The sequence below is a fragment of the Kitasatospora cystarginea genome (assembly GCF_039533515.1).
GTDB lineage: Bacteria > Actinomycetota > Actinomycetes > Streptomycetales > Streptomycetaceae > Kitasatospora > Kitasatospora cystarginea.
This window is the reverse complement of record NZ_BAAATR010000001.1, coordinates 220,415-246,325: the sequence shown is the minus strand read 5'-3', so window position 1 is coordinate 246,325 and position 25,911 is coordinate 220,415. Positions and strand designations below refer to the sequence as shown.

Below are 25,911 nucleotides of genomic sequence, written 5' to 3'. Positions count from 1 at the left end.
GCACCGCCAGCGCGGTGGGGAGCGACAGGCTGCTCGCCGGGCCGTCCGAGCCGTCCGGCGATCGTGCCGGCAAGAAGGCCACCCGGCCGCCGAGCAACTGGTCCGCGTGCGCCGCGTACAGCACGGTCCAGCCCGGGGAGCCCGCACCCAGCGCCGCCAGGGTGTCCTGGAGGGAGCTGTGCGGGGGCCCGGGCACGGGCTCGAAGCCGGCGTCCCGGCAGGCGTCGACGACGAGGTCGACCAGCGGCGGATTGTTCTGGCGGGCCGTCAGGTAGAGCGGCAGCTCGGCGAGCCGGGCGAGATCGACGCCGGCCGCATCGGCCAGTGGATGGCGAGAGGGCAGCACCACCGGCAACTCGTCCTGCCAGACCGGGATCTGCCGCATGCCCTCGGGTGCCTCCATCTCCCCGCGCAGGAAGGCCGCGTCCAGCTCCCGGTCGGCGACCCGCCGCAGCCGGTCGCCCCGTGGCAACGAAACCAACTCGACCCGGGTGCCGGGCGCTTGTCGCTCCAGCGCCTCCAGTAGCCGCTCCAGTCGCGCGCCCATCCCCGCACTGGTGCCTATCCGCAGCACCGGGGCGCGCCCGGCGATGAACCCGTCGACCGCTTCCAGGGCGCGCCGCTCCGCCGCCAGCACCTCGCGGGCGGCGGGCAGGAACGCGGCGCCGGCTTCGGTCAGCCGCACCCGCCGGGGCGATCGGTCGAACAGCTCCACCCCCAACTCTGTGACGTCCCGTTGGTCATGTCGTACGGGTGATTACGTAACCTGCGATACGACAGGTGCGGGGGGACGCGGTGATCGCGTCTGTCTCGCCACACTTGTCGTTTTCCGAGTTGGATCGCCTCGTCTCAGGGCAACTGTCGTCGCAGGACCTCGGACCCTGGCCGGGTGCGCCTAGCACCGAGCTGCCGTGAGCGGCCGAGCTGGCGAGCGTCGCGCTGAGCCAGCTGCCCCGGCTACCCTCACCCCATGGAGCTGGACTACCCCCTCGTACGCGATGTCTTCCCAGATCTCGCCGCCGAGCTGTCTGCTCTCCTGGAGGCCGAAGGGGAAGCGGTACTGGCCGTCAGCGCACGGGATCTTCGTCTGGTAGGCGAGTGCGGCTGCGGCGATGACTTTTGCCAGAGCATCCGGACGGCAGAACATCCGCGGGGGCAGCCGTATGGCGCCGGCCATCGGTGCGTGCCGCTCCTCCCCTCGAAGGGCATGCTGATCCTGGACGTCGTGGACGATCGGATCATGTTCATCGAAGTACTCGATCGGCCACCCATGCGCCGACAGAGAGCGAAGGCGTGACGTTCGCCGAGGGAGCTCTTGTGGATCTCGCCTGGACTTCTGCGGGGCCTCTGACGTCCAGGGAAAATGCGTGTCTCTGTGGGATGTCCTGATGCGAGACTGCGCGCCGTGACCACACCTGAACTCAGTGATCTGGACTACCTTCGGGAGATCGAGCGTCTCGCCTACCGCGTCACGGTCGAGGCATCCAACGAAGACTGGCTCGCGTTCGAGCCGGATCCGAAAAGCGCGACACCGCTCCAACGCAGCGTTAACGCCCTCGCACGCGCCTTGCGGAGCTACCACTTCGACGGTGACGGCTGCGTGGAGGAGGATCGCCCCTTGGTCCGGCTTGTCGGCGCCACTGTGCTGAAGCCTGGGGTCATGCCGGCAGGAGTGGACGACGACTATGAGCAAGCGTGCGCGCGTATCGGCGTCGAAGCTCGGCCCGAGGGATGGGCGCTGTGGAACACCTGGGATGACGGTGGCCTTCAGGTGACCATGGTCGTGTCCGCTGTCGAGACTACCCAGGGCCTCTTCGAGAACTGGTCACGTGGACGGGCCCTCGACCCGGTGACTCCGCTGCCTTCCCAGGTTGCCTTGGTCCGCCGAGGCTGGATCGGCCCGATGACGTTCTCGCCGCGTGGTGTCAGCCGAACTGGTCGTGGCGGGCAACCGTTGTCCTAGACCTTCGTGCTCTGCTCAGAAGTTGGACCCGGCACGCGCCAAGCGGTTCAGCGAAGGCGCCGATTTATGGCGCTCCGGCCGATCCGTCGGAGTGTCGAGTCCGGAGTCTCAGTAGACGTAACCGAAGCGGATTGGGCTGGTCCGCCTGTGTACGCGGGCGCCGGGCGCGGGCAATGGCTGGACGGTCTCCTCCGGGAAGAGGATCTTATAGAGGTGCCAGCCGTGCCTGGCCACGAACTTGTGTGTGGCGAAGCGCTTCGTGACCCAGTCGATGAGCGGGTCGGTCTTGTCATGGGGGACGTAGCCGATGAGTACGTCGCGCATGGTGATTTCGCGGATCAGCCAGTCGATGTCGCCGGACTGCATCGCCCTTTGCTCCCAGGTGGGGCAAGCGAGGAGCCCGGTGAGTGTGACGATCTGGGGGTGGAAGAGGACCATCAATGCGGTCTCGACCTCAACTGGTCGATTGTCCTGTCCTCGGAGTTGTTCGAGCGCTGCGGCGACGAGGCCGAAAGGATCGGCGTACTGGTCTCTGATCAAGCCGAGGAAGATGTCGCGGGCGTCGGGGAAGGCGTCGCTGACCCAGCGCCGGCCGTGGCGGGTAATCAGATTTCGATGGTGACGGTCGGCGGAAACGGTGCTCGGCAGCATGGAGATGTCGATTTGGTCCTCCGGCTGGTTGCAGCCTCCGCCGATCCAGAGCCGGTGTCGCCTGCACACGTTGCGGTCGTGGGTAGTCCAGCAGGTCACTGCTTCGTCGATCCCGGCGGCTCGAACGCATCGGCGGCACGCCGGGCGCTTGAGGGTGCGGGGCTTGTCCAAGGCGAGCGGTCGACCGATGTGGCCGGGTTCGTCGCTGACGTGGTCCGTCATGAATTCGGGAAGCGCCAGCCGGAGAGTGTCCGCTGGCAGGCCGGTGACGACGGACAGCGGCGTCAGGAAGTCCGTGCGGGGTGTCTTCTTCCTCGGTCGGACGCCGAGGTAGGCCACGAGTTCGCTGGCGGTCAGTGCGTTGGCCGGCGCGAGGCGGGTGACGTATGAGTCCACGGTCTCGTCGTGGAAGGGCGGCAGTGCCCGTGGCAGCCGTCGGGCGGGCATCGTCATCACGCGGCATCCCGGCCGCGCCGACGGCAGGGCAGGCACCAGCGCCGAGCCCGCCGCGATGAGAATGGCCGCGCGCACTTCTCACAGGCGTACGTCAGCAACGGTGGACGGGGACGGCGAGGGTGCAAGCGCTGATGGCGGGCCCTGCGGCAGCCGGCAGAGCATTGCTGGGCTGGGCGGCCGATCACCTGGCTAGTCGGCAGGAGCGAGTTGCACTCTGGGCAGTGGCCATCGGTCAGCACCCGCTTGAGCGACTTTGCGGTACGGCCGGCCGCGTCCGCCAGCCGTTCCCAGGTCGGCCGACCGCTGTGCCTGGGCGGTTCGCAGAGGTAGGCGCGCAGGTGCCGAGGTTGGATGTGGTTCGCCCGGGCCAGGCGGATGATGAAGGACCGTGAGTCCTCGCTGGGCAGCGGACGGATTCGGACAGGCAGCGGGATGACCCGGTGGGCCACGGGCTTCTGCGGCATGGTGTCAGCTGTTCACGTGATTGGGGAAGTCGGTCGCCACGTCCAGCGGGACTGCCTTGAGCCCTGCCTTGGTGATCTTTTCGGTGCCGCTCTGGATGGCATCCAGGGCGGCACCGCAGACCAGCTGTGAGAGTGCTCCGATCATCCCTTTGGTGCGATCGTGGATGTAGCGGTCGAGGTCGGTGAGGTTGCCGGGCTTGTGATCCAGCAGCCGCAGGGTGCTGTCCATCCGGGCCACCAGCCGCTTCCATTCCTCGTTGTACGGAAAGGCTCGGGTCGGGATCAGGGTGAAGCGCCCGGCGATCTGTTCTCCGCGGGTTCCGGAGAACAGCCCTTCCCTCTCGGCGTTGATACCGGCGTAGACGAAAGTGGCCGGGATACGTTCGGAGAAGTACTTGAGGGTGTCCGAGACTTCAGCTCCCGGCCGGGTCGACAGGGAGATGTTGTGGACCTCGTCGATCAGCACCATGCTGGTGCGCGCTGTGGTCAGGACACCGACGACGGCCTCGATGATGTCGGTCATGTTCCACCGGGTGCTCACCGGAAGGCCGAGGAAACGGGCGAATTCCGCCGCGACCATGCGCGCGGTCGCCGCCGGCGGAACCGTGATGTAGACCACGGGGATCCGATCGTGAACCCCGGGATGCCGCCTGCGATCCAGTAGTTCGTGGGAACGGCCCAACTGCGTGATCGCGGTGGTCTTCCCGGTGCTGGACCGGCCGGACAGCATGAGCCCCCGACGCCCGCTTCTGGCATGCCGGTTGAGCAGGACCAGGCGGCGGCCGCAGGTGACGGCTTGCCGGACGGCGGAGGTGGCCACGATGACCAGGCGAGTGTGGTGGTCGATTCGCTCGTCATCACGGATGACTCGCTCATCCTCGGTGAGGCTCAGCCACTGTCGGCGGGTCAGAGGCAACGGCAGCGGAGGCTCCTCCGCGACGAACTGCCGCCACCCCTCCAGGGTAGTCCATTGCTCCGTGGGCGCGCTGGCGCCAGGAGAGGAAGTCATCGCTTGCTCCACGGGTCTTCGAGCGGGTCGAACAGGTCCAGAGGAATGACCTTTGCGAGCGGTGCGTCCTCCTCTGGAGGGTCCACCGGCGACGAGGCCGCAGGCATGTCGGGCTCCAGGTCAAGGGGGATGGTCGGCCGAGTTCCGGCGCGTGTGCGGGCGACGGTCCGTCGAGCGCGATCCGGCGATGTCTTCTTCGTCGGCGGTCCGGCGTGTGCCCGATCGAGCAGTGCCGCGACAGCGGCGGCGAGTTCCGCCTCGGTGCCCTCCGGCATCTCCCGCCGCACGTGATCCCAGGCCAGTTCGCCGAACGGGCCTGGGACCGTGGAGAGATGCCGCCAGGGAACGGTGATCCATCCACTTCTCTGCCTGACCCAGACCCGGGTCACATCGTAGGGATCGTGATGGATCTCCCAACGCCCATCCTGCTCGCGCACGCCGGAGCTCTGGTGACGCAGCAGGTTGAGTTCGGCGCAGTCGTAGATTCGATGGTTGATCTTGATTCCACGCGCTCCGATCTTCCGCCACTGCGTCGGCAGGAGTTCCACGAAGTCATCGCCGGACAGCGCCACCGGCACGTAGCCGGCGATGGCGACCAGCGTGGCGTACTTCTCGTTAGGCGTGAACATCCGCCCCGGTGCCGCCGGATCCCGCAGGCCCTCGTGCGGACGGTTCTGCCACTTGGCCACGATCCACTCGTCAAGGAGCTCTTGCAGCTGGGCCATCGACCACAACGGCCCCTCCTCGATGCGTGTCCCCCGGGCCTCGGGGGAGTTTCCCAAGTGGCCGGCGACGAACTGGCAGAACATCGTGGACACGGACTCCAGAGTCCGTTCGACGTGGGGCTTGTCGGTCGGTGTACCGGGGTGGGCCGGTTGAAGACTGATACCCAGAGCTCGGCACGACGCCCGGAAGTTGCGCGACAGGAAGGCGTTGCCGCGGTCGCAGACGATGGACTCCGGGACGATGACCGGGCGGGCCGCCGAGTGTTCCAGCCGTTGGTCGACCTCAAGCAGGTGGCGGTGGGGAAGGACCGAGCGGGCCATGCGCAGGGCATCGGGCCAACCCGGCCGCATCGGCTCCGGGGTGAGAGTGCGGGCCAGGAGCAAGGAGGCGTCCACGGACTTGGTCGTCGGCCGCAGCACCGCTGCGGTGACTGATCGCGTAGCGAGGTCGACCATCCCGGTGAGCTCTACCCGCCCGGGGACGCCTTCGTCCAGCATCACCAGGACGTCGAACGGGGTCGAGTCAATCTCCATGATCTCGCCCGGCCGGACAGCTGTGACCTGCCCGAACGGACCGTCAGGCCGACCAGCCAGCGAACGACGGGTACGAGCGGACCCAGTGATGTGCCGCCCTGAGCCGAGCTCGGAGAACAGCCGGTAGAACGCCGACCGTGACGGCATTGGGACCGTCTCAGGGCCGTGTCGCTCGTCCAGCAATCGTTCGACCCGCCAGCGAAAGTACGCGACAGATCGGGACGACTGCGCGATCGACTCTGTCATTACTGCCTCGATCGCCTCCACGACCCGTGGATCCGCACGCGCGGAGATCGGTGGAGAGGGCCTGTCCCGGCGCCCGTCGACCAAACCGCTGATCCCTTGGTCGCGGTAGCGACGCAGCTTGCGCTGCAGGTTTCGGGTGGAGGCTCCGGGAACACCGAGCGCGGCCAACTCGGCAGCCTTTGCCCGCTCGCGCTCCCCGAGAGGCCGGGAGGCCGGATCGTATTCGAGGCGGGGCAGAGTGCCTGGCGCCGCCGCGGGAGGGAGACCGGTCAGGACTTCAAGCAGGTGGCCCTCCCACCACTCCGCCCGCTCGACCACGACAGCTGGCAGACCTGCGAGCCGAGAGGTGTGTGGAACGGGCGCCGGGGGCGCCGAGCCCAGGTGCTCGAATCCGGCTGAGGTCAGCAGGTGCGGTAGGTGCACGACTGCCACGCTTCCGTCCTGGTCGGCCAGCCGCACCAGAGTGCCCTCAAGCCCCACTACGCGGTGCACCGCTGCCTCGAAGTGGACTTGATCGCCGACTCGCAGCACGCCTGGCCTTGACCTACTCATCAGCGATCGCCTCCCCGGCGTGTACGACGGTCTCTGGCCCCAGCAGCGAGCAGTCCAGGTCGGCCACGAGCATCCGTCGCCACATCAGGTGGAAGAGCACAGGCAGCACTGCGATGCGTGAACCGACCACATCCGCTCCCTGGAACAGCGGCCGCGGCTCTGCGAAGGCCTCCCAAAGCAGCCCCGATGTCTCCGGGCGCCAGTTCCGGGGATGGCGGTAGCCCGCCAGCCAGCGCAGGTTCGCAGCGCGGATCCCAGCAGGGACGCCCAGGTGCAGGAAGTGCCAGCCGACCTGAGCACAGGCCCGGCCAGCTGCAGCGAAGGTATCCGCATCCTCTGGCTTGACCCGGTCGTGCGCACGGACGTCGACCAGTACGCCAGTGCCGTCGGCCTTGCGGACGAAGTAGTCCGGTGCGTGGCGCCGACGCTTGCCGCCCTGGGGCCAGTGCAGCCACATCGGCTGCGATGCGATGCCGACCACAGCCGGGTCAAAGTCCAGTTCGATCAAGGACGAGCGTTCCAGCCAGGACTCGTACCCCACATGACCGCCTGTGGTTGCTGTCCACCACCAGCCGCTGAAGTTCTTCTGCCCTCGGTAGACGGGAAAGGACCGGGACGGCCGGCTGTCCTCGAACGGGTAGCGCCAGCAGTCCAGGAGATCGGCTCGGACCAGCCGCCCGTGGCGGTCTACGTACTCGACTTCGAAGAGCTCGTCAGCACCACGAGCCGCTGCAACCGCCGAACCTGGCATGACCACCCCGCACCCGACAGTGTCTCTGCGGACCTGACGGTAGGAGCGAGAGGCGGGCCATACGACAGCTACGCAGGGACGTTCACCCGATGGTGGACAACAACCCTGGGACGGAGCACCAAACGGCGACAAGTGTGCTGGGACGGCGACAGGTCGCTGTGGACGTCACAACTCCCAGGCGGCGGAATCGTTGACGAGCGATAGTTAGCGATATATCGTCGAGATATCGAGATGCTTCGGAAGGGGAGTGTCGAGCGAGAGTCACGAAAGGTGGTGCGCGCCATGCGCACAAGGGGATCGTTCCGGGGAGGGCGTCGGCGCTCGGAGCGCGGCGAGTTCTCGGGTGAGGGCTTCGAGGGGCGGCACGCCTTCGGTGCCTTCGGTGGGCCTGGCGGCCGGCCCGGTCCGTGGGGGCCCGGCTTCGGCGGGCCGTTCGGCCCCGGCATGGGCGGACGGGGGCGCGGCGGCCACGGCCGTCGGGGCGGCCGGGCGCGGCGCGGTGACGTGCGCGCCTCGCTGCTGGCGCTGCTCAGGGAGCGGCCGATGCACGGCTACGAGATGATCACTGAGATCGGCGAGCGGACGGGCGGGGCCTGGCGGCCGAGCCCGGGATCGGTCTACCCGACCCTCCAGCTGCTGGAGGAGGAGGGGCTGATCCAGGCTCAGGAGGTCTCCGGAAAGCGCCTGTTCGAGCTCACCGAGGCCGGCCGGGCGGAGGCCGAGGCCGGTCAGGAGTCCCCCTGGGACGAGGCCGGGCGCGGTGTCGACTGGGAGGCCGTCCAGGAGGTCGGCCAGGCGCTGGCCGCCGTGGACCACGCCGTGCGGCAGGTGATGACCACCGGCTCGGAGGAGCAGCGCGCCAAGGGTCTCGCCGTGCTGACCGAGGCGAAGAAGAAGCTGTACCTCATCCTCGCCGAGGAGGACTGAGCGTGGCCCGATCCGCGCCGAGCGGGATCGGCCGGGCCCGGCGGGCGGGCGAGGGGCCGCACGCCCCGGACGCCGGGGTCGGTGGGAGTCAGGCCGAGGCGGACGGGTCGTACTCGTACCGCCAGTAGCGGCGCCGCTTCTCGGAGCGCAGCTCGGCCCGCCGGTAGACCAGGGTGGTGGCCGGTGCGTCGCCATGGGCGGGGACGGGTACTCGGTAGATCTTGGGCACACTGCCCAGCAGGGTCAGGCCGATCGGCAGCACCCTGCCGTCCAGGGGCCCGCCCACGAATTCGGTGTCGGCGCTTCTCATCACCCCAGCCTAAGCGAGCCGACGCGGCCCTGACCGGGCCCCTCGCCCGGGGGTGGGGGGCGGAAGGCATGGCGGCCGTGGAGAAGCGGTGACGGTCGAGAAACGGAGCAGCGGAACCCCGGTGGCGGTCGCAGTGACGCACGCAGCACCGCCCCCGGTCATCCGGACCCGTCCGGCACCCTTATCCTGCTCTGTACGCCCCCGGGAACCGCCCGGGTCTGCGGGCCCCGTACGGGCCGGGTCGGGCGCGTGTCGGTGCGCCTTCCCGCCGAGCCCAACTCTCGTACTCCGTACCGTGACCCAGGCGTTGGCCGACCGGCGACCCCGGCTCCGGCCCATGGCGGACGTGCCTGATCGAGCACCGTCCGGGAAGCAACAGGCGAGCCCGGACGTTGCGTCGGTTGTCGCGTCGGTCGCCGCGTCGCACCAGGCGCGGCTGGTCACGGCAGGGTGCGGAAGGGGTCCGATGGAAGCCAGTGGCAGGTGGACGACCTGGTGGCGCAGGCGCGAGCGGCAGGAGGGGCGTGCGGCTGGCGGCGCGGATCCGGCGGCGAGACTCGATCAGCTGCTCCAGGCCGTCAGAGCGGGCTTCCCGGTGGCTCCGGCCGCCCATCCGGCCGGTTATCGATGTTCCTGTGACCGGATCGGCTGTCCGGCCCCCGCCCAGCACCCGGTCTCCTTCGCCTGGCAGTCCCAGGCGACCACCGACACCGAGCAGCTGACCCGCTGGCTCTCCCGCGACCCGCAGGCGAACTTCATCACCGCCACGGGCCGCGCGCACGACGTCCTGGACGTCCCGGCCGAGGCCGGCAGGCTCGCGCTGGAACGCCTTGACGCGCTGGGCGTCGGCGGCCCGGTCGCGGCCGTCGGCGAGGACCGCTACCTGTTCTTCACGGCCACCCGTGGCACCCCGCAGGACGAGGACGAGTGGTGGCCGAGCGCGCTGGACAGCACGCCGGACACCATGTCCGAGCACCCGGGCCTGCGGTGGCACTGCCGCGGCTCGTACACCCTGGTGCCGCCCGCCGCGCTCCCGGACGGCTCCGAGGTCCGCTGGCTGGACTCCCGCGGCCCCGAGCAGTCGCTACCGGACGCGCTGCGGGTGCTGGACGTGCTCACCGACGCCTGCACCGAGGTGGGCGCGGTCGCGGAGGAGCAGTGGCTGATCGGTTAGCGGTCCCCGCCGCTGCTTCGACCGACAGCCGGAGCCGGGAGCGGCTGCGACGCCCGTCCTGCGGTCACCGGCGCACGGACGGCGACGCCTGACGGGCCGTCGGCCGGCCCGCCGGCGCCGTCGCCGTGGGGCCGTCGTCACGGCAGGGTGAGGATCTCCGCGCCGTCGGCCGTGACCACCAGGGTGTGCTCGAACTGGGCGGTGCGCTTGCGGTCCTTGGTGACGACCGTCCAGCCGTCCTCCCAGACCTCGTAGTCGTAGGTGCCCAGGGTGAGCATCGGCTCGATGGTGAAGGTCATCCCGGGCTTGATCACCTCGGTGGCCCGCTCGCTGTCGTAGTGCGGGATGATCAGGCCGGAGTGAAACGACGTGTTGATGCCGTGTCCGGTGAAGTCCCGCACCACGCCGTAGTCGAAGCGCTTGGCGTAGGACTCGATGACCCGCCCGATCACGTTGATCTGCCGGCCGGGCTTGACCGCCTTGATCGCCCGGTTGAGCGACTCCCGGGTCCGCTCGACCAGCAGCTTGGACTCCTCGTCCACGTCGCCGCACAGGAAGGTGGCGTTCAGGTCGCCGTGCACCCCGTGGATGTAGGCGGTCGCGTCGATGTTGACGATGTCGCCGTCCTGAAGGACCGTCGAGTCCGGGATGCCGTGGCAGATCACCTCGTTGATCGAGGTGCAGATCGACTTGGGGAAGCCCCGGTAGCCGAGGTCCGACGGGTACGCACCGTGGTCGCACATGTACTCGTGGGCGACGGCGTCGAGCGCGTCGGTGGTGACGCCGGGCGCGATCAGCTTCGCGGCCTCAGCCATCGCCTGCGCGGCGATCCGGCCGGCGATCCGCATCTTCTCGATCGTCTCGGCGGTCTGCACCTCGGGCCCGGTGTAGGGCGTCGGCGCGGGCTTGCCCACGTACTCGGGACGCGTGATGCGCGCCGGGACCTTGCGGGTGGGGGACTGGATGCCGGGTACGAGAACCATGGCCGCGAGTCTATCCGCCGGGCCCCGCACCGCCCCGGCTGTGTGTCCGAGCCGGGCACCGGGAATGATCCGTACCGAAGCGAACGAGCGACGGGAGACCGATCATGGCGCTGGGATTCGGCCGTAAGTCCACCGGCAAGCCGGGGGAGTGGTTCTACTGCATCAAGCACGCCAAGGTCGAGGAAGGCCCCGAGTGCCCCGCCAAGGACCGGCTGGGGCCGTACGCCACCCGTGAGGAGGCCACCCACGCTCTGGAGATCGCCGCCGAGCGCGACCGCGAGTGGCGGACCGATCCCCGCTGGCGCGACGACCAGCCGAGCGACGATTAGCGGGACGGCCGCGCGAGAGCCGCAGGGCCCACCCTCCCGGGCCGCGCGAGAGCCGTAAGGCTCGCTCTCCCGGGGCGCGCGGGGGCGCACGGCCGGCCCGCGGTGAAGTCGGGCGCGGCTCCCGCGCTCCTGACGCCGTAACCGAGTGCCGAGCGGGCCCGCTCAGACCGCCGCCGCCTCGGCCTGCCGCCGGGCCGCCCGGACGGCCGCCGCGTGCGGGTCGGTCCTCGAGTCGTACGCCAGCAGCTTCGGCAGGGCGGCGGCGAGTCCGAGCACGCCGGCCACGCAGGCCAGCCCGCCGGCCCAGACCGAGCCGCGTACGCCGATCACCGCGGCCATCCCGCCCACCCGGACCTGACCCAGCTGCGGGCCGACCGAGTAGCTGAGCAGCTCCACCCCGGCCAGCCGCCCGCGCAGCTCGTCCGGAACGGACTGGCTCCAGATCACCGAGCGGGCGATGCCGCTGATCTGGTCGGCGCCGCCGGCCAGCGCCAGACCCAGCAGGACCAGCCAGATCTCGCCCGCCAGCCCCGCCAGCACCATCGCCGTACCCCAGCCGAGCGCGGCGAGCACCAGCATCCGGCCGTGCCGGCGGACACGCGAGGTCCAGCCGCTGGTGGCGCCGACGGCCAGCGCCCCGGCCGCCGAGGCGCCGTACATCAGGCCGAGCGCCCACTGGGCGTCCAACTCGCCGGCCAGGAACGGGAACACCGCCACCGGGTAGGCGAAGAGCATCGCGCAGAGGTCTATCGCATAGGTGCCCAGCAGGTCGGGCCGGCTCCAGGCGTACTTCACGCCGGTGGCGATCGTCCGCAGCGAGGGCTTCTCGGCGCCGGTGGACGGCGGGACGGCCCGCATCCGGGCGAGCAGCAGCAGTGAGGCCCCGAAGGTGGCGACGTCCAGTGCGTACGCCGTCTGCACGCCCGCCGTCGCCACCACGACGCCGGCCAGCGCCGGGCCGGCCACCGAAGCGGCGTTGCGGGACAGCGAGTTGAGCGCGTACGCGGCGGGGAGCCGATCGTGCGCGACGATCCGCGGGGTGAGCGCGTCGAGGGCCGGCCGCTGCAGACCGCCGAGGGCCGCGACCAGCGCGGCCACCAGGTACACCGGCCACAGCATCGGCCGCGGCAGCAGCGCGTTGAGCAGCAGCAGCCCGGAGAGCAGGCCGAGCCCCGCCTCCGACAGCAGCACCAGCCTCCGCCGGTCCAGCGCGTCCGCGAGCGCACCGCCCCACAACCCGAAGACGATCAGCGGGACCAGCTCCACCGCGCCCACCAGGCCGACCGCGAAGGAGGAACCGGTCAGGTCCTTGAGCTGCAGCGGTACTGCGACATAGGTCAGGAAGCTGCCGAAGGCGGTGACGGAGCCCGAGGTCCACAGCAGCCGGAAGTCCCGTGAAGAACGCCAGGGGGACATGTCGGGGCGGATTCCGCGCAGCGCGGACCGCAGTCGGCCCGGCCGGCGGGACGGTTCGTCGGAAGTCATGGTCCCGTCATCCTGGGCTGCGCCGCAGGCCGGGAGCAACCGAATTAGGAGGTACCCGGATCCCCGCACCGATTCCGGCTGCGCCCGCCCCCGGCGCGGTAGTTGGATGGCCGGGTGACCGATGACTCCCGCATCCCCGAGCATCCGCTGGACCGCCTGCGCCCCGCGGTACGGCGCGGCCGCGAACTCACCGCGGCTACCTGTGCCGGGAGGACCTGATCGCCGTGCGCCGCGCCATCGGCCGGCCCAAGGACCTGCGTCGCGTCGCGGAGCTGGAGAACCTCTGACGCCGAGCTACCTCCGACGCCGAGCAGGAGGGCCGCTGGAGCGAGCCGTTCACCATTGGGCGACGGGGGAGGCGGCCAGCCGGGCGAGGAAGGCGAAGCGGGGGCGGAGGCCGGCAGCGGTACTGACGAGGTGCTGGACGAGGTCGAAGGGCTCCTCGGCGGCGTCCGGGACGGCGAGGCGTTCATGGGCGAGGGAGGCGAGGTCGCGGTCGCCGGTGTCGAGGGCGAGGACGGTGGCGCCACCGCGCCGGGCGTCGTGGACGCGCTCCAGCAGTGGGGCCTCGGTGGCGGCCGGGGCGACCACCAGGACCGTGGCGCCGCGCCGGACCTCTGTCAACAGGTCGACGCGGTGGGCGAGATGAGCCGGTGAACCGTCCGGGACGCGGTGCCGCAGCAGGGTGGGAGCCAGTTCGCCGACACCGGAGCGGTCGGCCTCGATGTCCAGATGGGCGGCCAGGTGCCAGGGCTCGTACCGCTCGGTGCCGACCAGCAGCAGCCCGGTGGCGCCGCGCCGGCTGACGGAGTGGCGCAGCGCGCCGCCGAAGGCCCGGGCGGTCTCCGGCCATCCGGTGCCGGTCAGCGATCGGGCCAGTGCGGTAACTCTCACGGCGTCCATGGAGGGAGAGGATGGAGCACCGGGCCGGGCTTTGGCAGGATCTTCCGCATGAGTACCCACGATTCAGTGACGGAGCCGACCCGAGGGCTCCCCGAGGTTTCCCAGCTGGTGGTCGGTGTCCTGGGCGGCACCGGCGACCAGGGCCGCGGTCTGGCCTACCGGCTGGCCAAGGCCGGACAGCAGGTGGTGATCGGCTCCCGTACCGCGGAGCGGGCCGAGGCGGCGGCGGCCGGAATCGGCCTCGGCGTCCGGGGTGCGGAGAACGCGGCCGCGGCCCGGGAGAGCGACATCGTGATCGTCGCCGTGCCGTGGGACGGCCACGCCGCCACCCTCTCCGCCCTGCGCGGGGAGCTCGCGGGCAAGCTCGTGGTGGACTGCGTCAACCCGCTGGGCTTCGACAAGCAGGGCGCCTACGCGATCCGGCCCGAGGAGGGCAGTGCCGCCCAGCAGGCCGCCGCCCTGCTGCCCGAGTCCCGGGTCACCGCGGCCTTCCACCACCTCTCGGCGGTGCTGCTGCAGGATCCCGCGATCGAGCGGATCGACACCGATGTGATGGTGCTCGGCGACGACCGCCAGGCGACCGACACCGTCCAGGCGCTGGCCGAGCGGATCCCCGGCATGCGCGGCATCTTCGCGGGCCGGCTGCGCAACGCCCACCAGGTGGAGTCGCTGGTGGCCAACCTGATCTCGGTCAACCGCCGCTACAAGGCCCACGCGGGCCTGCGCATCACCGACGTGTGACCGCGCCCGGAGGGCCCCCTGCGACGGCGTCGGGGGTCCTTCGGTGAGAATGGGACGGTCGTACCGATCCGTAAGGAGTCCCGCGCCATGCCCCGCAACGCCCTCTTCGCCTCGATCGTCTTCGTGCTGGCGGTCGCCGCGGCCGTGGTCTCGTTCGTCCAGGGCAACTGGCTGGGCGTGGTGTGGGTGCTGATGGCGGGCGTCTCCAGCAACATCGCCTGGTTCTACCTGCGCCGTGCGCGCCAGCAGAAGGCCGGGGCGGCCACCGGGGCCTGAGCCCCGGGCCGCCCCGGGCCGGGGCCGCCGGGTCAGTGCTGCCAGAAGCTGAACAGGTACCGGCCCAGCGCGGCGTAGGCGCCGTCCACGCCGAACAGGTCCATGGCCCGGTAGACCAGGTCGAAGAACCACCGGTTGACCTCGGACTGCCAGAGCACCACGAACACCGCCATCAGCCCGTACGGGGCGAACGGCTCGACCGCCCGGCGGGTCTTCGGCGACAGCCACGGCTCGACGATCCCGTAGCCGTCCAGCCCCGGGACCGGCAGCAGGTTCAGCAGGGCCGCGCTGAGCTGGAGGAACGCCAGGAAGCCGAGGGCCGCGGCGAGCGGGGAGACGTTCAGGTCGTGGCCCTCGTAGCTCGCGTGCACGGCGGGGTCGTCCAGCCAGCCCGCACCGACCGGGATCAGCAGGAGCACCGCGCAGAGGACGTTCACCAGCGGGCCGGCGGCCGAGATCAGGCTGTGCTTGAGCCTGCCCCGGATGCGGTGCCGTTCGATGTAGACCGCCCCGCCGGGCAGGCCGATGCCGCCGAGGATGACGAAGATCATCGGCAGTACGAAGCTGAAGACCGCGTTGGTGTACTTGAACGGGTTGAGGGTGAGGTAGCCCTTCGCCCCGATGGTGATGTCACCGCCGTACATCGCGGTCCGCGCGTGCGCGTACTCGTGCAGGCAGAGCGAGACCACCCAGCCCGCCACCACGAAGAGGAACACCCCGACGCCCGCGTTGCCGTAGCCCGACCAGACGGCCCAGCCCGAGGTGCCGAGGATCGCGAGCAGGACCCAGAACACCGGGCTTATCCTGCGTTCCTCGCTGCGCGAGCGCTGGGTTTCGGCGAAGGTCATGGCGGTGGAGCTCCGAGGGGTAGGGGAGGGCGAGGGTCGATCATGCCGGGCCGGACGAGGCCGGGACAAGCCGTCCCGGGTGAACGGACGGGCCCACGTCAGGGTTCCACACCGGCGGCCCGGCCGGGGCGCGCCCCCGCCGAGCCGCGGGTCCCGGTCCGCCGGGGCTTGCGGGATGACGGGTAAACAGGAGTGCGACGCTGCGGGTGTCCACCAGAATGGTCCCCGTGCACTACGGCATCCTCGGAACGACCACCGCCCACCGGGAGGACGGCACCGCCGTCCCGCTGGGCGGCGCCCGGCTGCGCGCGCTGCTCACCGCGCTGGCGCTGCGGCAGGGCCGGCCCGTCCCCACGGACCTGCTGGTGGACGAGGTCTGGGGTGCCGAACCGCCGCAGGACTGTGCCGCCGCCCTGCAGACCCTGGTCGGGCGGCTGCGCCGCGCCATCGGCCGGGACGAGATCGGCTCCGGCCCGGCCGGGTACTGGCTGACCGGTCGGAACACCGACCTCGGGGAGTTCCAGCGGCTGGTCGCCGAAGGCCGGCAGGCCACGGCCGCCGCCGACCACGCCCGCGCCGCCGAGCGGCTGGGTCGTGCCCTCGGCCTCTGGCGCGGCCCCGCGCTGGCCGACCTGCCGGACCGCGGTGGACCGGCCGCCCGGCTGGAGACCCAGCGCGAGGAGGCCCGCAGGTGCCGGATCGGCGCCGAACTCGAACTCGGCCGGGCCGCCGAACTGACGGCCGAACTGGCCGGACTCTGCGCGGAGCGACCACTGGACGAGCAGCTGCAGCTCCTGCTGGTCCGGGCACTGAACGACAGCGGCCGGACAGCCGAGGCCCTCCAGCAGTACGAGCGGGCCCGACGTGCCCTCGCCGAACAGCTGGGCGCCGACCCGGGCCCGGCACTCCAGGCCGTCCACCGCGAACTGCTCCGTTCCACCGTCCCCGGACCGGCGGTGCCGCAGGTCCCGCCCGCCGCGTACGGCTTCGCGACGCACCCGCCCATACCGGCCGCCGGGGAGCAGCGGAGGCCCGCGGCCCCGCGCCCGGTCGGCAACCTGCGCCCCCGGCTGACCAGCTTCGTCGGACGGGAGGCCGAACTGGCCGCCCTGAAGAGCGCCTTGACGGCGAGCCGGTTGGTCACGCTCACCGGCCCCGGTGGCTCGGGCAAGACCAGCCTGGCCGTCGAGGCGGGCCGGGCCGCCGCCGAGGCTGTCGCCGCGATCGCGGCCGCCGGTGCGACGGGCGCCCCAGAAGGCTGGCCCGACGGCGTCTGGCTCGCCGAACTCGCCCCGCTGGAGGACCCGGGCGACGTGCCGGCCGCCGTACTCTCCGCGCTCGGCCTGCGGGAGACCGTGCTGCACACCGGCGGCGCGGTCGCAGAGGCGGCTCGTACCGACGACCCGGTGCGGCGGATCGTCGAGCACTGCGCGCAGCGCCGGATGCTGCTGGTGCTGGACAACTGCGAGCACCTGATCCAGGCGGCCGCCGAGCTGGCCGACCGGCTCCTCGCCGAGTGCCCCGGGCTGACCGTCCTGGCGACCAGTCGGGAGCCGCTCGGGGTGCCCGGCGAGAGCGTCCGGCCGGTCGAGCCGCTGCCCGACCCGGTGGCGCTCAGACTGCTGGCCGAGCGTGGTGCCGCCGCCCGGCCCGGCTTCGACCCCGCCGAGGACCCCGAGGCCTGCGCCGAGATCTGCCGCCGGCTGGACGGCCTGCCGTTGGCCATCGAGCTCGCCGCCGCCCGGCTTCGGGGACTGACGCCGCGCCGGCTCGCCGACCGCCTGGACGGCAGGTTCGCGCTGCTCACCGCCGGTTCCCGCACGCTGCTGCCGCGCCAGCAGACCCTGCGCGCGGTGGTCGACTGGAGCTGGGACCTGCTGAGCGAGCGCGAGTGCGCCGTACTGCGCCGGCTCTCGGTGTTCGCCGGCAGCTGGACCCTGGAGGACGCCGAACAGGTCTGCGCCGACGGCACCTTCGACACCGGACCGGGAGCGCCCGGAGGCGAGCGAGGAGTCACAGCGGTACCCCGGGAGGAGGTCGCCGACCTGCTGCTCTCGCTGGTGGACAAGTCGCTGATCGTGGCCCGCCTCGGTACCGAGACCAGGTACTGGATGCTGGAGACCATCCACGAGTACGCCGCCGAACGACTCACCGAGGCGATGTCGGCGGGCGGGGCCGACGAGGGAACGGCGCTGAGGCACATCCGCTGCTTCCGCGAGCTGGTCCGCTCCGCCGAGCGGCACCTGCGCGGTCCGGACCAGCTGCGCTGGCTGGCCGTGCTGGAGCGCGAGCAGGACAACATCCGCGCCGCGCTGCGCCGCGCGGTGGACGGCGGCGAGGAGCAGGAGGCGCTCGTCCTGGTCCTCGGGATGAGCTGGTTCTGGGCGCTGCGGGACTACCGCACCGAGGCGCGCGGCTGGTACGAGGCGGTCGGCGCGCTCGCCCCGAACCCGTACGCCGACGACGCGCCGAGGCCCGTCCCGCTGTCGGCCGATCCGCTGGACGCGCCGCCGCCGATGCCGCCGGAACTGCTCCAGGAGGCCCGGCGGCAGGTCCATCTGCACCGCCTGGTCACCATGTTCATCGGCAACATGGAGATGCTCGGGGATCCGGAGGCCACCGATCTCGCCCAGCGGGTGCTCGCGGCCTACACCCCGGACCTGCCGCAGTCCTTCCGCCTCCCCGTGCTGCACCGGGTCTTCGCGGCCTTCCCGGCCGGTGCGTTCGGCCAGCTGCGGCCGATGCTGGACGAGGCCGTCGAGGGCTGCCGCCGCCACGGCGGCGTGGGCGACCTCGCGTTCATCCTGCAGATCCGCTCCCACCTGCTGAACGACTGGTCCGGCGGTCTCGACCAGGCGATCCGCGACGGTGACGAGGCGCTGGAGCTGTTCACCCGGCTCGGCGACCGCTGGGGCATGTCCGAGGCGCTGTCCGCGAAGGGCGAGACGGCGTTGAAGCAGGGCGACAGCGCGCGTGCCACCGAGGCGTACCGGAAGGCCATCGAACTGGCCCGGGAACTGGAGGCGCCGCAGGAGATCCCGCTGCTTCGGATACGCCTGGGCGAAGCCCTGTTGGACACCGATGTGGCGGAGGGCGAGCGGCTGATCCGGGAGGTACTGGGGGAGACCGCGACCGGGCGCGCCGACCAGGGAGCGACGCTGTACGGGTGCCTGCTGCTCTGCAACCTGAGCGCCGCGCGCGGGGATTACGCCGAGGCGCTCGACCAGCTGGACCAGCTGGACCGGCTGGAAGGCGACCGGTCGGTGCTCGGCCCGCTGGTGCCGAACGTGTTCCGGGGCATCGTGACCTCGATCCGGGCCTGGATCACCGCGCTGAGCGGTGATCCCGAGGCCGGTCTCGACCTGCTCAGGGAGGCACGGAGGCTGGTGAACTCGGTGGAGAACGGCGGCAGGGTCTTCGCCGAGCACATGACCGTGATGCTGGTCCTGCCGGCCGTCGGGGTGCTGACCGCGGTCGCCGAGCTGCGCGGGGATCCGGCCGTGGCCAGGCGGGCGGCTGTGCTGATGGGCGCGTACCAGACCCTGCACGGCGCGCTCGGCTCCTACCTGGAGCGGCAGGAGAGGGACCGGGGCGAGCGCAGGCTGCGCGCCCTGATCGGCGACCGGGCCTACCAGGAGGGGCTGGCCGAGGGGGGCGGGCTCACGCTTGCCGAGGCGGCCGCCATGATGAACGATCCCGACGGGTCCGGGGCCTGAGCGACCGTGCGCGGGTGCCGGAGCCCGACGCCTGGTCGGACTCCGGCACCCGCGCTCCGGTCAGGTCCGCTTGCGGAACCTGGCCACCGCCAGCGGGGCGGTGACGGCGGTGATCGCCACCGACCAGATCAGGACGATCGTCACCGGGTGGGCCACCGCGCCCTGACCGTTGATCAGCGCCCGGCATGCGTCCGCCAGCGCGGACAGCGGGTTGACGTGGGTGAAGGCCTGCAGCCAGCCCGGCATGCTGGTGGGCGGCGCGAAGATCGAACTGCCGAACTGCAGCGGCGCGATGACCAACATCGACACGCCCTGGACGGCCTGGGCGCTGCGCAGGGACATACCGAGCAGCATGGAGACCCAGACGATCGACATCCCGAAGAGCAGTGAAAGGCCCACCGCCGCCAGCAGGTTGAGGAAGCCGCCGGTGATCTCCAGCCCGAGGACCATCGAGAAGCCGATCAGGATGGTGAAGGAGAGCAGTCCCCGGCAGGTTTCGGCCGCGATCTTGGAGAGCAGCACCGAGGCCCGGCCGATCGGCAGCGTGCGGAAGCGGTCCATCACCCCGGTCTGGAAGTCGCTGTTCAGACCGGTGCCCACCGCCATCGCCAGGTTGAGCCCGGTGGTGCCGAGCAGTCCCGGGATCATGTACTGGACGTACTGGTGCTGGCCCCCGGAGACCGCGCCGCCGAAGACGTAGACGAACAGCACCGTGAAGATGATCGGGACCAGTACGGCGTCCAGGATCGACTCCGGGTCGGCCTTGATCCGCATCAGGTTGCGACGGGTCAGCGCGCCGATGTGCCGTAGATGAGCGCCGAGCCCGATCCGGGGGTCGGTGGTTTCGTACGAGATGGCCGCGGTCATGCCACGGGCTCCTTCACGAGAGTCGGGGCGGTGGCCGCAGCGGGCTTGGCGGTGATGGTGAGGAACACCTCGTCCAGGCTGGGCAGTTTGGTGTCGATGGCGGCGATGCCGAATCCCCGGGTTCCCAGCACGCCCACCACGGTGGTGAGTTGGCCGTCGTCGGCGAGCTGCACGGTGAGCACACCGGCGTCCGTGGAGACGGTGGCGCCGGTAATGCCGGCCTGGTGCAGGCAGTGGGCCATCTCGGGCAGTTCGGCGGCCTGCACCGGCGTCACATGCAGGGTTTGGCCGCCGACCTGGGACTTGAGCTCGTCGATCCCGCCGTTGGCGATCACCCGGCCCTTGTCGATCACGGTCAGCTCGTGCGCGAGCTGCTCCGCCTCCTCCATGTACTGGGTGGTGAGCAACACGGTTGAGCCGTCGGCGACCATCCGCTGCACCTCGTCCCAGACCTCGTTGCGGGTACGCGGGTCGAGGCCGGTGGTCGGCTCGTCGAGGTAGAGCACCCTGGGGCGGCCGATCATGCTGGCGGCCAGGTCGAGCCGGCGCCGCATGCCGCCCGAGTAGGTCTTGGCGGGGCGCCCCGCGGCCTCGGTGAGCGAGAAGCGCTCCAGTAGCTCGGTAGCGCGGGCCTTGGCCTCCCGACCGGAGAGGTCGAGCAGCCGCCCGATCAGGTAGAGGTTCTCGTAGCCGGAGAGCAGTTCGTCCACCGAGGCGTACTGGCCGGTCAGGCCGATGGTGCGGCGCAGCTGCCTGGGCTGGCGCAGCACGTCGTAGCCGCCGACGTGGGCGGTGCCGGCGTCGGGCTTGATCAGGGTGGAGAGGATGCGCACCAGGGTGGTCTTGCCGGCGCCGTTCGGGCCGAGCACACCGAGGACGGTGCCCTGCCTGACGCTGAGGTCGACGCCGTCGAGGGCCCTGGTCTCGCCGTAGTGCTTGACGATCCCGCGTACCTCGACGGCGTTGCCGCTGCGGGGCCCCCGCTCGTTCGGGGTGTTGTCGATGCGTGTCATGCCCTCAGGCTGCCCGGGCCGTCTGCCAGCCCGCTGTCATCCTGCTGTCGCCACCGTCATCGTGCTGTCGGGTGGCGGAGCGGGGCGGGGAACCGCGTGCCCGGTCGCTGCACCGGTTCCCCGCCCCGCTCAGCCGCTCACCCCCGCCCGGAGGGCCGATCCGCCGTGTCCGGGCGTCACTTGAAGGTGTGCTCCGGCGCCGGGAAGGTGCCCGCGCCGACCTCGGCGGCGAACTCGCGGGCGGCATCCCCGAGGACGGCCCGCAGGTTGGCGTACTGCTTGACGAACTTCGGCACCCGGCCCGCCGTCATCCCGGCGAAGTCGGTCCACACCAGCACCTGGGCGTCGCAGGCCGCACCCGCGCCGATGCCGACGGTCGGGATCGCCAGCTGCTCGGTGACCTGGCCGGCCAGCTCGGCCGGTACGGCCTCCAGCACCACCGCGAACGCCCCGGCCTGCTGCACGGCCTTGGCGTCCCGCAGCAGCTGGTGCGCGGCCTCGTCGCCGCGTCCCTGCACCGGGTACCCGCCGAAGGCGTGCACCGACTGCGGGGTCAGTCCGACGTGGGCCATCACCGGGATGCCGGCCTCCACCAGCAGCTCGATGGCCCGCGCGCTGCGCTCGCCGCCCTCCAGCTTGACCGCGCCGACCCCGGCCTCCTTGAGCAGTCGGGCGGCGTTGTGCAGGGCCTGGGCGGGCGACTCCTGGTAGGAGCCGAACGGCAGGTCGGCGACGACCAGGGCGCGCTTGGTACCGCGGACGACGGCTGCGGAGAGCATCACCATCTGGTCCATGGTCACCGGCACGGTGGTCTCGTAGCCGAGGTGGCAGTTGCCCGCCGAGTCGCCGACCAGCAGGACCGGGATCCCGGCCTCGTCGAAGACCCCGGCGGTGAGGGCGTCGTACGCGGTGAGCATCGCCCAGCGCTCACCGTGCTGCTTGGCCTTGGCCAGGTCACGGACGGTCACCCGGCGGTTGGTGACGCCGCCGTAGAGGACGGTCGGCGTGCCGTCCTGCGGCTGGGCAGGCGAAAGCGGAGAAGCGTTCATCGAACAGGCTCCTGAAAGGTTGTCGTCTCGTGGCGCCGTGCGGCGTCCCCGGATCTGCCCCCATGCTTGCACGCCGTGCGGCAGGCGCAAAAGGGCGGGGATCGGACAACCGGTGCGCTCCCGGGCGCCCCCTCCTTTGCGGAGACTTTACGATACGACACCGTCTCGTATCGAAAAGCGGGCTATCCTGGGCTCGAAAGGGGTTACGAGACGCTGCCGGCTCGTAAGTCCGCACATCCTCGTACGGACGGGAACGCTCTCCGATGTCCACAGTCGCACCTCAGCGGATCCCCGAGGCGATACACCGTCGCCGCTGGGCGATCCTGGGCACCCTGGTGCTCTCCCTGCTCGTCGTCGTCCTCGACAACTCGATCCTCAACGTGGCGATGAAGACCATCGCCTCGCCCGCCCCCACCGGCCTCGGCGCCAGCCAGAGCGACCTGGAGTGGGCGATCAACTCCTACACGCTGGTCTTCGCCGGGCTGCTGTTCACCGCGGGCCTGCTCGGCGACCGGATCGGCCGCAAGAAGACCCTGCTCGGCGGCATGGTGGTGTTCGGCCTCGGCTCGCTGCTGTCCGCACTGGCCTCCTCGCCCGGCCAGCTGATCACCTTCCGTGCGGTGATGGGCCTCGGCGGCGCCTTCGTGATGCCCGCGACGCTGGCCATCATCATGAACGTCTTCGAGCGGCACGAGCAGCCCAAGGCGATCGGCATCTGGGCCGGTGCGGTGGGCCTGGCGATCGCGATCGGGCCGATCACCGGCGGCCTGCTGATCGAGCACTTCTGGTGGGGATCGGTCTTCCTGGTCAACGTCCCGATCGTGGCCCTCGCGCTGGTGGCGATGTCACTGCTGGTCCCGGACTCCCGCGACCCGAGCCCCGGCAGACTGGACCCGACCGGCGTGCTGCTCTCCGTCATCGGCCTGGTCGCGCTGATCTACGGCATCATCAAGGGCGGCGAACTGGCCGACCTCACCAGGTTCGAGGCCTGGGGCCCGCTGCTCGGCGGCCTGCTGGCGCTGGTCCTGTTCGTCCTGCACGAGAAGCGCACCGACCACCCGGCGCTGGACGTCAGCTGGTTCCGCCGGATGCACTTCACCGGCTCGGTCGTGGTGATCGGCCTGGTCTTCTTCGCGCTGATGGGCGTCTCCTTCTTCGGCGTCTTCTACACCCAGAGCGTGCGCGGCTACAGCGCCCTGCAGGCCGGTGTGCTGATGCTGCCGATGGCCGCCGCCCAGATGCTCTTCGCCCCCCGGGCCCGCCTGGTGGTGGACCGCTTCGGCGTCCGCGCCACCTGCGCCGGCGGCATGCTGCTGATCGCGGTCGGCTTCCTCGGCTACCTGCTGCTCGGCCTGACCACCTCGATCTGGGTGCTGGTCGTACTCGGCTTCGTGATGGGCGCCGGCATGGCGCACGTGATGCCGCCGGTCACCACGGCCATCATGGGCTCGCTGCCGCGTGAGAAGGCCGGTGCCGGGTCGGCGGTCAACAACACCTTCCGCCAGGTCGGCGGTTCCCTCGGCGTCGCCGTCCTCGGCGCGGTGCTCTCCACCTCCTACCGGGACGGCGTGGCCGCCCAGCTCGCCCACCTCCCCGCCCCGCTGCGGGACAAGGCGGGGGAGTCCCTGGAGGCGACTCTCGCCATCGCCGACGGCACCCACCACACTGAGCTGATCGGCCCGGCCAAGGACGCGTTCATCCACGCGATGCACATCGTCTCCGGGCTCTCCGCCGGGATCACGGTGATCGGCGTCCTGCTCGCCTGGTTCATGCTCCCCGGCAAGGCCCAGGCCGGACCCGGTGATGTGCCGCAGCCCCAGAGCCAGCCGCAGCAGACCGCCAAGGTCTGACCGGGCCGGGCGACGGGGAGGGACGGCCGGCCGGCCGGAACGGGGGCCGCGGTACCGGTCCTGGCAGGGGACCGATGGGCACCGCGGCCGCTGACCGCGGTGGAGAGACGGAAGGCTTCGAGCGGCTGTGGAGAATAAGGCCATGCAGATCGACACCACGGCCCCGGCGTCCCCGGCCGAGTCCCACTGCCCCGCTGCCGAGCCGTGCGCCCGGCGGCGGGGCCGCCCGCGCAGCGAGGCGGCGGAGCAGGCGATCGTCGCCGCGATCGAGCGGCTGATGGAGGAGGGGGCGGGCCTGGCCGACCTCTCGATCGAGGGGATCGCCGCGGCTGCGGGTGTCGGCAAGGCCACCATCTACCGGCGCTGGCCCAACAAGGAGGCGCTGCTGGTCGATGTGGTCGCCCGACTGGAGGCCCCCGAGCCGCAGCTCATCGGCGGCACGGTGCGCGAGGAGCTCCTGGCGATGATGGAGTTCATGCGCCGCCGGGGTCTGGCCAAGCGCTCGCGCTGGGTGCTGAAGACCGCCCTCGGCCAGCTGAACAACTGGCCCGAACTGCGCTCGATGTACCAGGAGCAGGTGATCGAGCCCCGCCGCGAACTGGTCCGCCAGGTGGTCCGGCGCGGCGTCGCCGAAGGGGTGATCCGCTCCGACCTGGACACCGACCTGCTCTCCGAGGTGGTGATGGGGCCGATCCTGCTGCGCACCGTCTTCTGGGAGGACGCGCCGCTGGACGACCCCGCCCTGGCCGAGCAACTGGTCGACGCCGTCCTCAACGGCATCGCCGCTCCCGCACCGACCGCCGCCCCGGCCGCGGCGGCCCCCTCCGGTGGCGAATCTCACTGAGAGCTGCGCGCCGCAACCCCCCGCGACGATAGCGGCGTCTGTCCAGGCATAGGCTGATCCGAGAATCCCACTAAAGCGGCATCAGCTCGGTCAGGCGGGGACGGTACGGAGGATCAGGGCATGGCGCAGCTGGACGGGGTATTGGCAGCCGAGGACGGCGGGGACGCCCCCACCCCTGCGGGTGCCACCGCCCAGGGAAGCGCCGGCGCCGGGTTCCGCTCGCGGTTCCGCGGCTGGTGCCGCGGCTGGCGTCCGGCCGGGCGGCGCGGCTGGATCACCGCCGTGCTCGCCGTACTCCTCGCCGGGCTGCTCGCGCTGCACTCCTCGGTGCCCAACTCCGTCGGCAACCTCGGCAGCCTGCTGGAGACCTTCCTGCCCTGGGCGGGGCTGACCCTGCCGCTGCTGTTGACCGTGGCCGTGTGGCGGCGCTCGGTGGCCGCGCTGGTGGCGGTGCTGCTGCCCGTGATCGTCTGGTTCAACCTGTTCGGTGGACTGCTCTTCGACAAGAGCAGCGGCAAGGGCGACTTCACCGTCCTCACCCACAACGTGGCGGCGGGCAACCGGGATCCGGCCGGCACCGTCCGGCTGCTCAACGGCTCCGGTGCGCAGATCGTCGCCCTGGAGGAACTGGCCGCGCAGGCCGTTCCGACGTACCAGGCGGGGCTGGCGGCCACCTACCCCTACCACGCGGTGGAGGGCACCGTCGGCCTCTGGTCGAAGTACCCGCTGAGCGGCGTCTCCCAGGTGGACATCAGGATCGGCTGGGTCAGGGCCTTCCGCGCCACCGTGGCCACACCGCGGGGCCCGCTCGGGGTGTACGTCGCGCATCTGCCCTCGGTGCGGGTCAAGTTCGACCGGGGTTTCACCGCGGAGCAGCGCGACGTCAGCGCGCAGGCGCTGGGCGACGCCATCGAGCGCGACGGCCTGAAGAAGGTGCTGCTGCTCGGCGATCTGAACGGCACCATGAACGACCGCAGCCTGGCCCCGATCACCTCGCAGATGCGCTCCGCCCAGGGGGCCGCCGGGGACGGCTTCGGCTTCAGCTGGCCGTCGACCTTCCCGATGGCCCGGATCGATCAGATCATGAGCAAGGGCGGCCTCAGGCCCACCGCCTCGTGGACCCTGCCCGCCGACGGCAGCGATCACCGCGCCATCGCCGCGTCCTACCGGTACTGAGCCGCGTCCTGCGGGTACCGATCCGCGTCCTGCGGGTACCGATCCGCGTCCTGCGGGTACCGATCCGCT

The 25,911-nt window shown here is 71.2% G+C and carries 25 protein-coding genes and 1 pseudogene; 12 read left to right on the top strand and 14 right to left on the bottom strand.

Translation table 11 applies throughout. The annotated features are described in order from the left end of the window. Positions 1 to 4 precede the first annotated feature (4 nt). Positions 5 to 547, bottom strand: a pseudogene (locus ABD369_RS01085) (LysR substrate-binding domain-containing protein); the annotation flags it as partial. Positions 548 to 970: 423 nt separating this feature from the next. Between ABD369_RS01085 and ABD369_RS01080 the strand changes: the two are divergent. Then, positions 971 to 1,297, top strand: coding sequence for a hypothetical protein (locus ABD369_RS01080; protein ID WP_344634222.1), 327 nt, complete (start codon positions 971 to 973; stop codon positions 1,295 to 1,297). Between the two features lie 108 nt (positions 1,298 to 1,405). Next, the gene (locus ABD369_RS01075; protein WP_344634221.1) at positions 1,406 to 1,963 is read left to right on the top strand and encodes a hypothetical protein; all 558 of its coding nucleotides are present in this window, start codon (positions 1,406 to 1,408) and stop codon (positions 1,961 to 1,963) included. A gap of 108 nt (positions 1,964 to 2,071) precedes the next feature. Here ABD369_RS01075 and ABD369_RS01070 read toward each other — a convergent pair whose 3' ends face one another. From ABD369_RS01070 to ABD369_RS01060, 4 genes are read right to left on the bottom strand one after another with little or no spacing between them, the layout of a single operon-like run. Next, the gene (locus ABD369_RS01070; RefSeq protein ID WP_344634220.1) at positions 2,072 to 3,145 is read right to left on the bottom strand and encodes a TniQ family protein; all 1,074 of its coding nucleotides are present in this window, start codon (positions 3,143 to 3,145) and stop codon (positions 2,072 to 2,074) included. Next, entirely contained in the window at positions 3,067 to 3,534 is a 468-nt protein-coding gene (locus ABD369_RS41025; RefSeq protein ID WP_425557503.1) for a TniQ family protein, read from the bottom strand. The genes ABD369_RS01070 and ABD369_RS41025 overlap by 79 nt, the downstream gene beginning before the upstream one ends. A 4-nt stretch (positions 3,535 to 3,538) precedes the next feature. Next, positions 3,539 to 4,543 carry a TniB family NTP-binding protein gene (locus ABD369_RS01065; RefSeq protein WP_425557511.1) on the bottom strand — a complete coding sequence of 335 codons (1,005 nt, stop codon included), beginning with the start codon at positions 4,541 to 4,543 and terminating at the stop codon, positions 3,539 to 3,541. Continuing rightward, entirely contained in the window at positions 4,540 to 6,069 is a 1,530-nt protein-coding gene (locus ABD369_RS01060) for a Mu transposase C-terminal domain-containing protein (protein ID WP_344634218.1), read from the bottom strand. The genes ABD369_RS01065 and ABD369_RS01060 overlap by 4 nt, the downstream gene beginning before the upstream one ends. 396 nt (positions 6,070 to 6,465) lie before the next feature. On the opposite strand from ABD369_RS01060, the gene ABD369_RS01055 reads away from it, so the two are divergent. Beyond that, a complete protein-coding gene (locus ABD369_RS01055; RefSeq protein WP_344634217.1) occupies positions 6,466 to 6,591 on the top strand; it encodes a hypothetical protein in 126 nt (41 codons plus the stop codon). A gap of 1 nt (position 6,592) precedes the next feature. On the opposite strand, the gene ABD369_RS01050 is transcribed toward ABD369_RS01055, so the two are convergent. Further along, entirely contained in the window at positions 6,593 to 7,351 is a 759-nt protein-coding gene (locus ABD369_RS01050; protein ID WP_344634216.1) for a TnsA-like heteromeric transposase endonuclease subunit, read from the bottom strand. Between the two features lie 282 nt (positions 7,352 to 7,633). On the opposite strand from ABD369_RS01050, the gene ABD369_RS01045 reads away from it, so the two are divergent. Beyond that, complete coding sequence (locus tag ABD369_RS01045; protein ID WP_344634215.1) at positions 7,634 to 8,278, top strand: PadR family transcriptional regulator; 645 nt, start codon at positions 7,634 to 7,636, stop codon at positions 8,276 to 8,278. A gap of 88 nt (positions 8,279 to 8,366) precedes the next feature. Here the strand turns inward: ABD369_RS01045 and ABD369_RS01040 are convergent, their stop codons facing one another. Further along, positions 8,367 to 8,588 carry a hypothetical protein gene (locus tag ABD369_RS01040; RefSeq protein WP_344634214.1) on the bottom strand — a complete coding sequence of 74 codons (222 nt, stop codon included), beginning with the start codon at positions 8,586 to 8,588 and terminating at the stop codon, positions 8,367 to 8,369. Positions 8,589 to 9,054: 466 nt separating this feature from the next. Between ABD369_RS01040 and ABD369_RS01035 the strand changes: the two genes are divergently transcribed. Then, on the top strand, positions 9,055 to 9,762 hold the full coding sequence (locus tag ABD369_RS01035) for a bifunctional DNA primase/polymerase (RefSeq protein ID WP_344634213.1): 708 nt from the start codon (positions 9,055 to 9,057) through the stop codon (positions 9,760 to 9,762). Positions 9,763 to 9,899: 137 nt separating this feature from the next. On the opposite strand, the gene map is transcribed toward ABD369_RS01035, so the two are convergent. After that, the gene (map, locus tag ABD369_RS01030; RefSeq protein WP_344634212.1) at positions 9,900 to 10,745 is read right to left on the bottom strand and encodes a type I methionyl aminopeptidase; all 846 of its coding nucleotides are present in this window, start codon (positions 10,743 to 10,745) and stop codon (positions 9,900 to 9,902) included. A 104-nt stretch (positions 10,746 to 10,849) separates the two neighbouring features. On the opposite strand from map, the gene ABD369_RS01025 reads away from it, so the two are divergent. Beyond that, positions 10,850 to 11,074, top strand: coding sequence for a hypothetical protein (locus tag ABD369_RS01025; RefSeq protein ID WP_344634211.1), 225 nt, complete (start codon positions 10,850 to 10,852; stop codon positions 11,072 to 11,074). Positions 11,075 to 11,236: 162 nt separating this feature from the next. Here ABD369_RS01025 and ABD369_RS01020 read toward each other — a convergent pair whose 3' ends face one another. Further along, positions 11,237 to 12,559: an MFS transporter gene (locus ABD369_RS01020; protein ID WP_344634210.1), complete on the bottom strand. Its 1,323-nt coding sequence runs from the start codon at positions 12,557 to 12,559 to the stop codon at positions 11,237 to 11,239. Between the two features lie 336 nt (positions 12,560 to 12,895). After that, positions 12,896 to 13,462 carry a hypothetical protein gene (locus ABD369_RS01015; RefSeq protein ID WP_344634209.1) on the bottom strand — a complete coding sequence of 189 codons (567 nt, stop codon included), beginning with the start codon at positions 13,460 to 13,462 and terminating at the stop codon, positions 12,896 to 12,898. A 48-nt stretch (positions 13,463 to 13,510) separates the two neighbouring features. Between ABD369_RS01015 and npdG the strand changes: the two genes are divergently transcribed. Continuing rightward, entirely contained in the window at positions 13,511 to 14,203 is a 693-nt protein-coding gene (npdG, locus tag ABD369_RS01010) for an NADPH-dependent F420 reductase (protein WP_344634208.1), read from the top strand. 87 nt (positions 14,204 to 14,290) lie between these two features. Continuing rightward, a complete protein-coding gene (locus ABD369_RS01005) occupies positions 14,291 to 14,479 on the top strand; it encodes a hypothetical protein (RefSeq protein ID WP_344634207.1) in 189 nt (62 codons plus the stop codon). A 32-nt stretch (positions 14,480 to 14,511) separates the two neighbouring features. On the opposite strand, the gene ABD369_RS01000 is transcribed toward ABD369_RS01005, so the two are convergent. Next, positions 14,512 to 15,327, bottom strand: a complete 816-nt coding sequence (locus ABD369_RS01000; protein ID WP_344634206.1) for a site-2 protease family protein — start codon at positions 15,325 to 15,327, stop codon at positions 14,512 to 14,514. 206 nt (positions 15,328 to 15,533) lie between these two features. On the opposite strand from ABD369_RS01000, the gene ABD369_RS00995 reads away from it, so the two are divergent. Beyond that, positions 15,534 to 19,043 (top strand): AfsR/SARP family transcriptional regulator, encoded by a 3,510-nt coding sequence (locus tag ABD369_RS00995; protein ID WP_344634205.1) that lies wholly within the window; start codon positions 15,534 to 15,536, stop codon positions 19,041 to 19,043. Between the two features lie 60 nt (positions 19,044 to 19,103). Here the strand turns inward: ABD369_RS00995 and ABD369_RS00990 are convergent, their stop codons facing one another. From ABD369_RS00990 to panB, 3 genes are all read right to left on the bottom strand, one after another. Then, entirely contained in the window at positions 19,104 to 19,910 is an 807-nt protein-coding gene (locus ABD369_RS00990; RefSeq protein WP_344634204.1) for an ABC transporter permease, read from the bottom strand. Continuing rightward, positions 19,907 to 20,923 (bottom strand): ATP-binding cassette domain-containing protein, encoded by a 1,017-nt coding sequence (locus tag ABD369_RS00985; protein ID WP_344634203.1) that lies wholly within the window; start codon positions 20,921 to 20,923, stop codon positions 19,907 to 19,909. The genes ABD369_RS00990 and ABD369_RS00985 overlap by 4 nt, the downstream gene beginning before the upstream one ends. 176 nt (positions 20,924 to 21,099) lie before the next feature. Continuing rightward, positions 21,100 to 21,972, bottom strand: coding sequence for a 3-methyl-2-oxobutanoate hydroxymethyltransferase (gene panB / locus ABD369_RS00980; protein ID WP_344634202.1), 873 nt, complete (start codon positions 21,970 to 21,972; stop codon positions 21,100 to 21,102). Between the two features lie 263 nt (positions 21,973 to 22,235). On the opposite strand from panB, the gene ABD369_RS00975 reads away from it, so the two are divergent. From ABD369_RS00975 to ABD369_RS00965, 3 genes are all read left to right on the top strand, one after another. Then, positions 22,236 to 23,822, top strand: a complete 1,587-nt coding sequence (locus ABD369_RS00975; RefSeq protein WP_344634201.1) for an MFS transporter — start codon at positions 22,236 to 22,238, stop codon at positions 23,820 to 23,822. A 142-nt stretch (positions 23,823 to 23,964) separates the two neighbouring features. Further along, positions 23,965 to 24,666, top strand: a complete 702-nt coding sequence (locus tag ABD369_RS00970; protein ID WP_344634200.1) for a TetR/AcrR family transcriptional regulator — start codon at positions 23,965 to 23,967, stop codon at positions 24,664 to 24,666. Between the two features lie 120 nt (positions 24,667 to 24,786). Continuing rightward, on the top strand, positions 24,787 to 25,842 hold the full coding sequence (locus ABD369_RS00965; protein ID WP_344634199.1) for an endonuclease/exonuclease/phosphatase family protein: 1,056 nt from the start codon (positions 24,787 to 24,789) through the stop codon (positions 25,840 to 25,842). Positions 25,843 to 25,911 lie beyond the last annotated feature (69 nt).

Excerpts from the sequence above, each read along its gene's own strand:
- ABD369_RS00970 (WP_344634200.1), top strand. The coding sequence starts at position 23,965 with ATGCAGATCGACACCACGGCCCCGGCGTCCCCGGCCGAGTCCCACTGC.
- ABD369_RS01015 (WP_344634209.1), bottom strand. The coding sequence starts at position 13,462 with ATGGACGCCGTGAGAGTTACCGCACTGGCCCGATCGCTGACCGGCACC.
- ABD369_RS01005 (WP_344634207.1), top strand. The coding sequence starts at position 14,291 with ATGCCCCGCAACGCCCTCTTCGCCTCGATCGTCTTCGTGCTGGCGGTC.
- ABD369_RS01025 (WP_344634211.1), top strand. The coding sequence starts at position 10,850 with ATGGCGCTGGGATTCGGCCGTAAGTCCACCGGCAAGCCGGGGGAGTGG.
- ABD369_RS01035 (WP_344634213.1), top strand. The coding sequence starts at position 9,055 with ATGGAAGCCAGTGGCAGGTGGACGACCTGGTGGCGCAGGCGCGAGCGG.
- ABD369_RS01020 (WP_344634210.1), bottom strand. The coding sequence starts at position 12,559 with ATGACTTCCGACGAACCGTCCCGCCGGCCGGGCCGACTGCGGTCCGCG.
- ABD369_RS01065 (WP_425557511.1), bottom strand. The coding sequence starts at position 4,543 with ATGACTTCCTCTCCTGGCGCCAGCGCGCCCACGGAGCAATGGACTACC.
- ABD369_RS01000 (WP_344634206.1), bottom strand. The coding sequence starts at position 15,327 with ATGACCTTCGCCGAAACCCAGCGCTCGCGCAGCGAGGAACGCAGGATA.
- ABD369_RS00990 (WP_344634204.1), bottom strand. The coding sequence starts at position 19,910 with ATGACCGCGGCCATCTCGTACGAAACCACCGACCCCCGGATCGGGCTC.
- map (WP_344634212.1), bottom strand. The coding sequence starts at position 10,745 with ATGGTTCTCGTACCCGGCATCCAGTCCCCCACCCGCAAGGTCCCGGCG.
- ABD369_RS01045 (WP_344634215.1), top strand. The coding sequence starts at position 7,634 with ATGCGCACAAGGGGATCGTTCCGGGGAGGGCGTCGGCGCTCGGAGCGC.
- ABD369_RS41025 (WP_425557503.1), bottom strand. The coding sequence starts at position 3,534 with ATGCCGCAGAAGCCCGTGGCCCACCGGGTCATCCCGCTGCCTGTCCGA.
- panB (WP_344634202.1), bottom strand. The coding sequence starts at position 21,972 with ATGAACGCTTCTCCGCTTTCGCCTGCCCAGCCGCAGGACGGCACGCCG.
- ABD369_RS00965 (WP_344634199.1), top strand. The coding sequence starts at position 24,787 with ATGGCGCAGCTGGACGGGGTATTGGCAGCCGAGGACGGCGGGGACGCC.
- ABD369_RS01040 (WP_344634214.1), bottom strand. The coding sequence starts at position 8,588 with ATGAGAAGCGCCGACACCGAATTCGTGGGCGGGCCCCTGGACGGCAGG.
- ABD369_RS01050 (WP_344634216.1), bottom strand. The coding sequence starts at position 7,351 with ATGCCAGGTTCGGCGGTTGCAGCGGCTCGTGGTGCTGACGAGCTCTTC.
- npdG (WP_344634208.1), top strand. The coding sequence starts at position 13,511 with ATGAGTACCCACGATTCAGTGACGGAGCCGACCCGAGGGCTCCCCGAG.
- ABD369_RS00975 (WP_344634201.1), top strand. The coding sequence starts at position 22,236 with ATGTCCACAGTCGCACCTCAGCGGATCCCCGAGGCGATACACCGTCGC.
- ABD369_RS00985 (WP_344634203.1), bottom strand. The coding sequence starts at position 20,923 with ATGACACGCATCGACAACACCCCGAACGAGCGGGGGCCCCGCAGCGGC.
- ABD369_RS01080 (WP_344634222.1), top strand. The coding sequence starts at position 971 with ATGGAGCTGGACTACCCCCTCGTACGCGATGTCTTCCCAGATCTCGCC.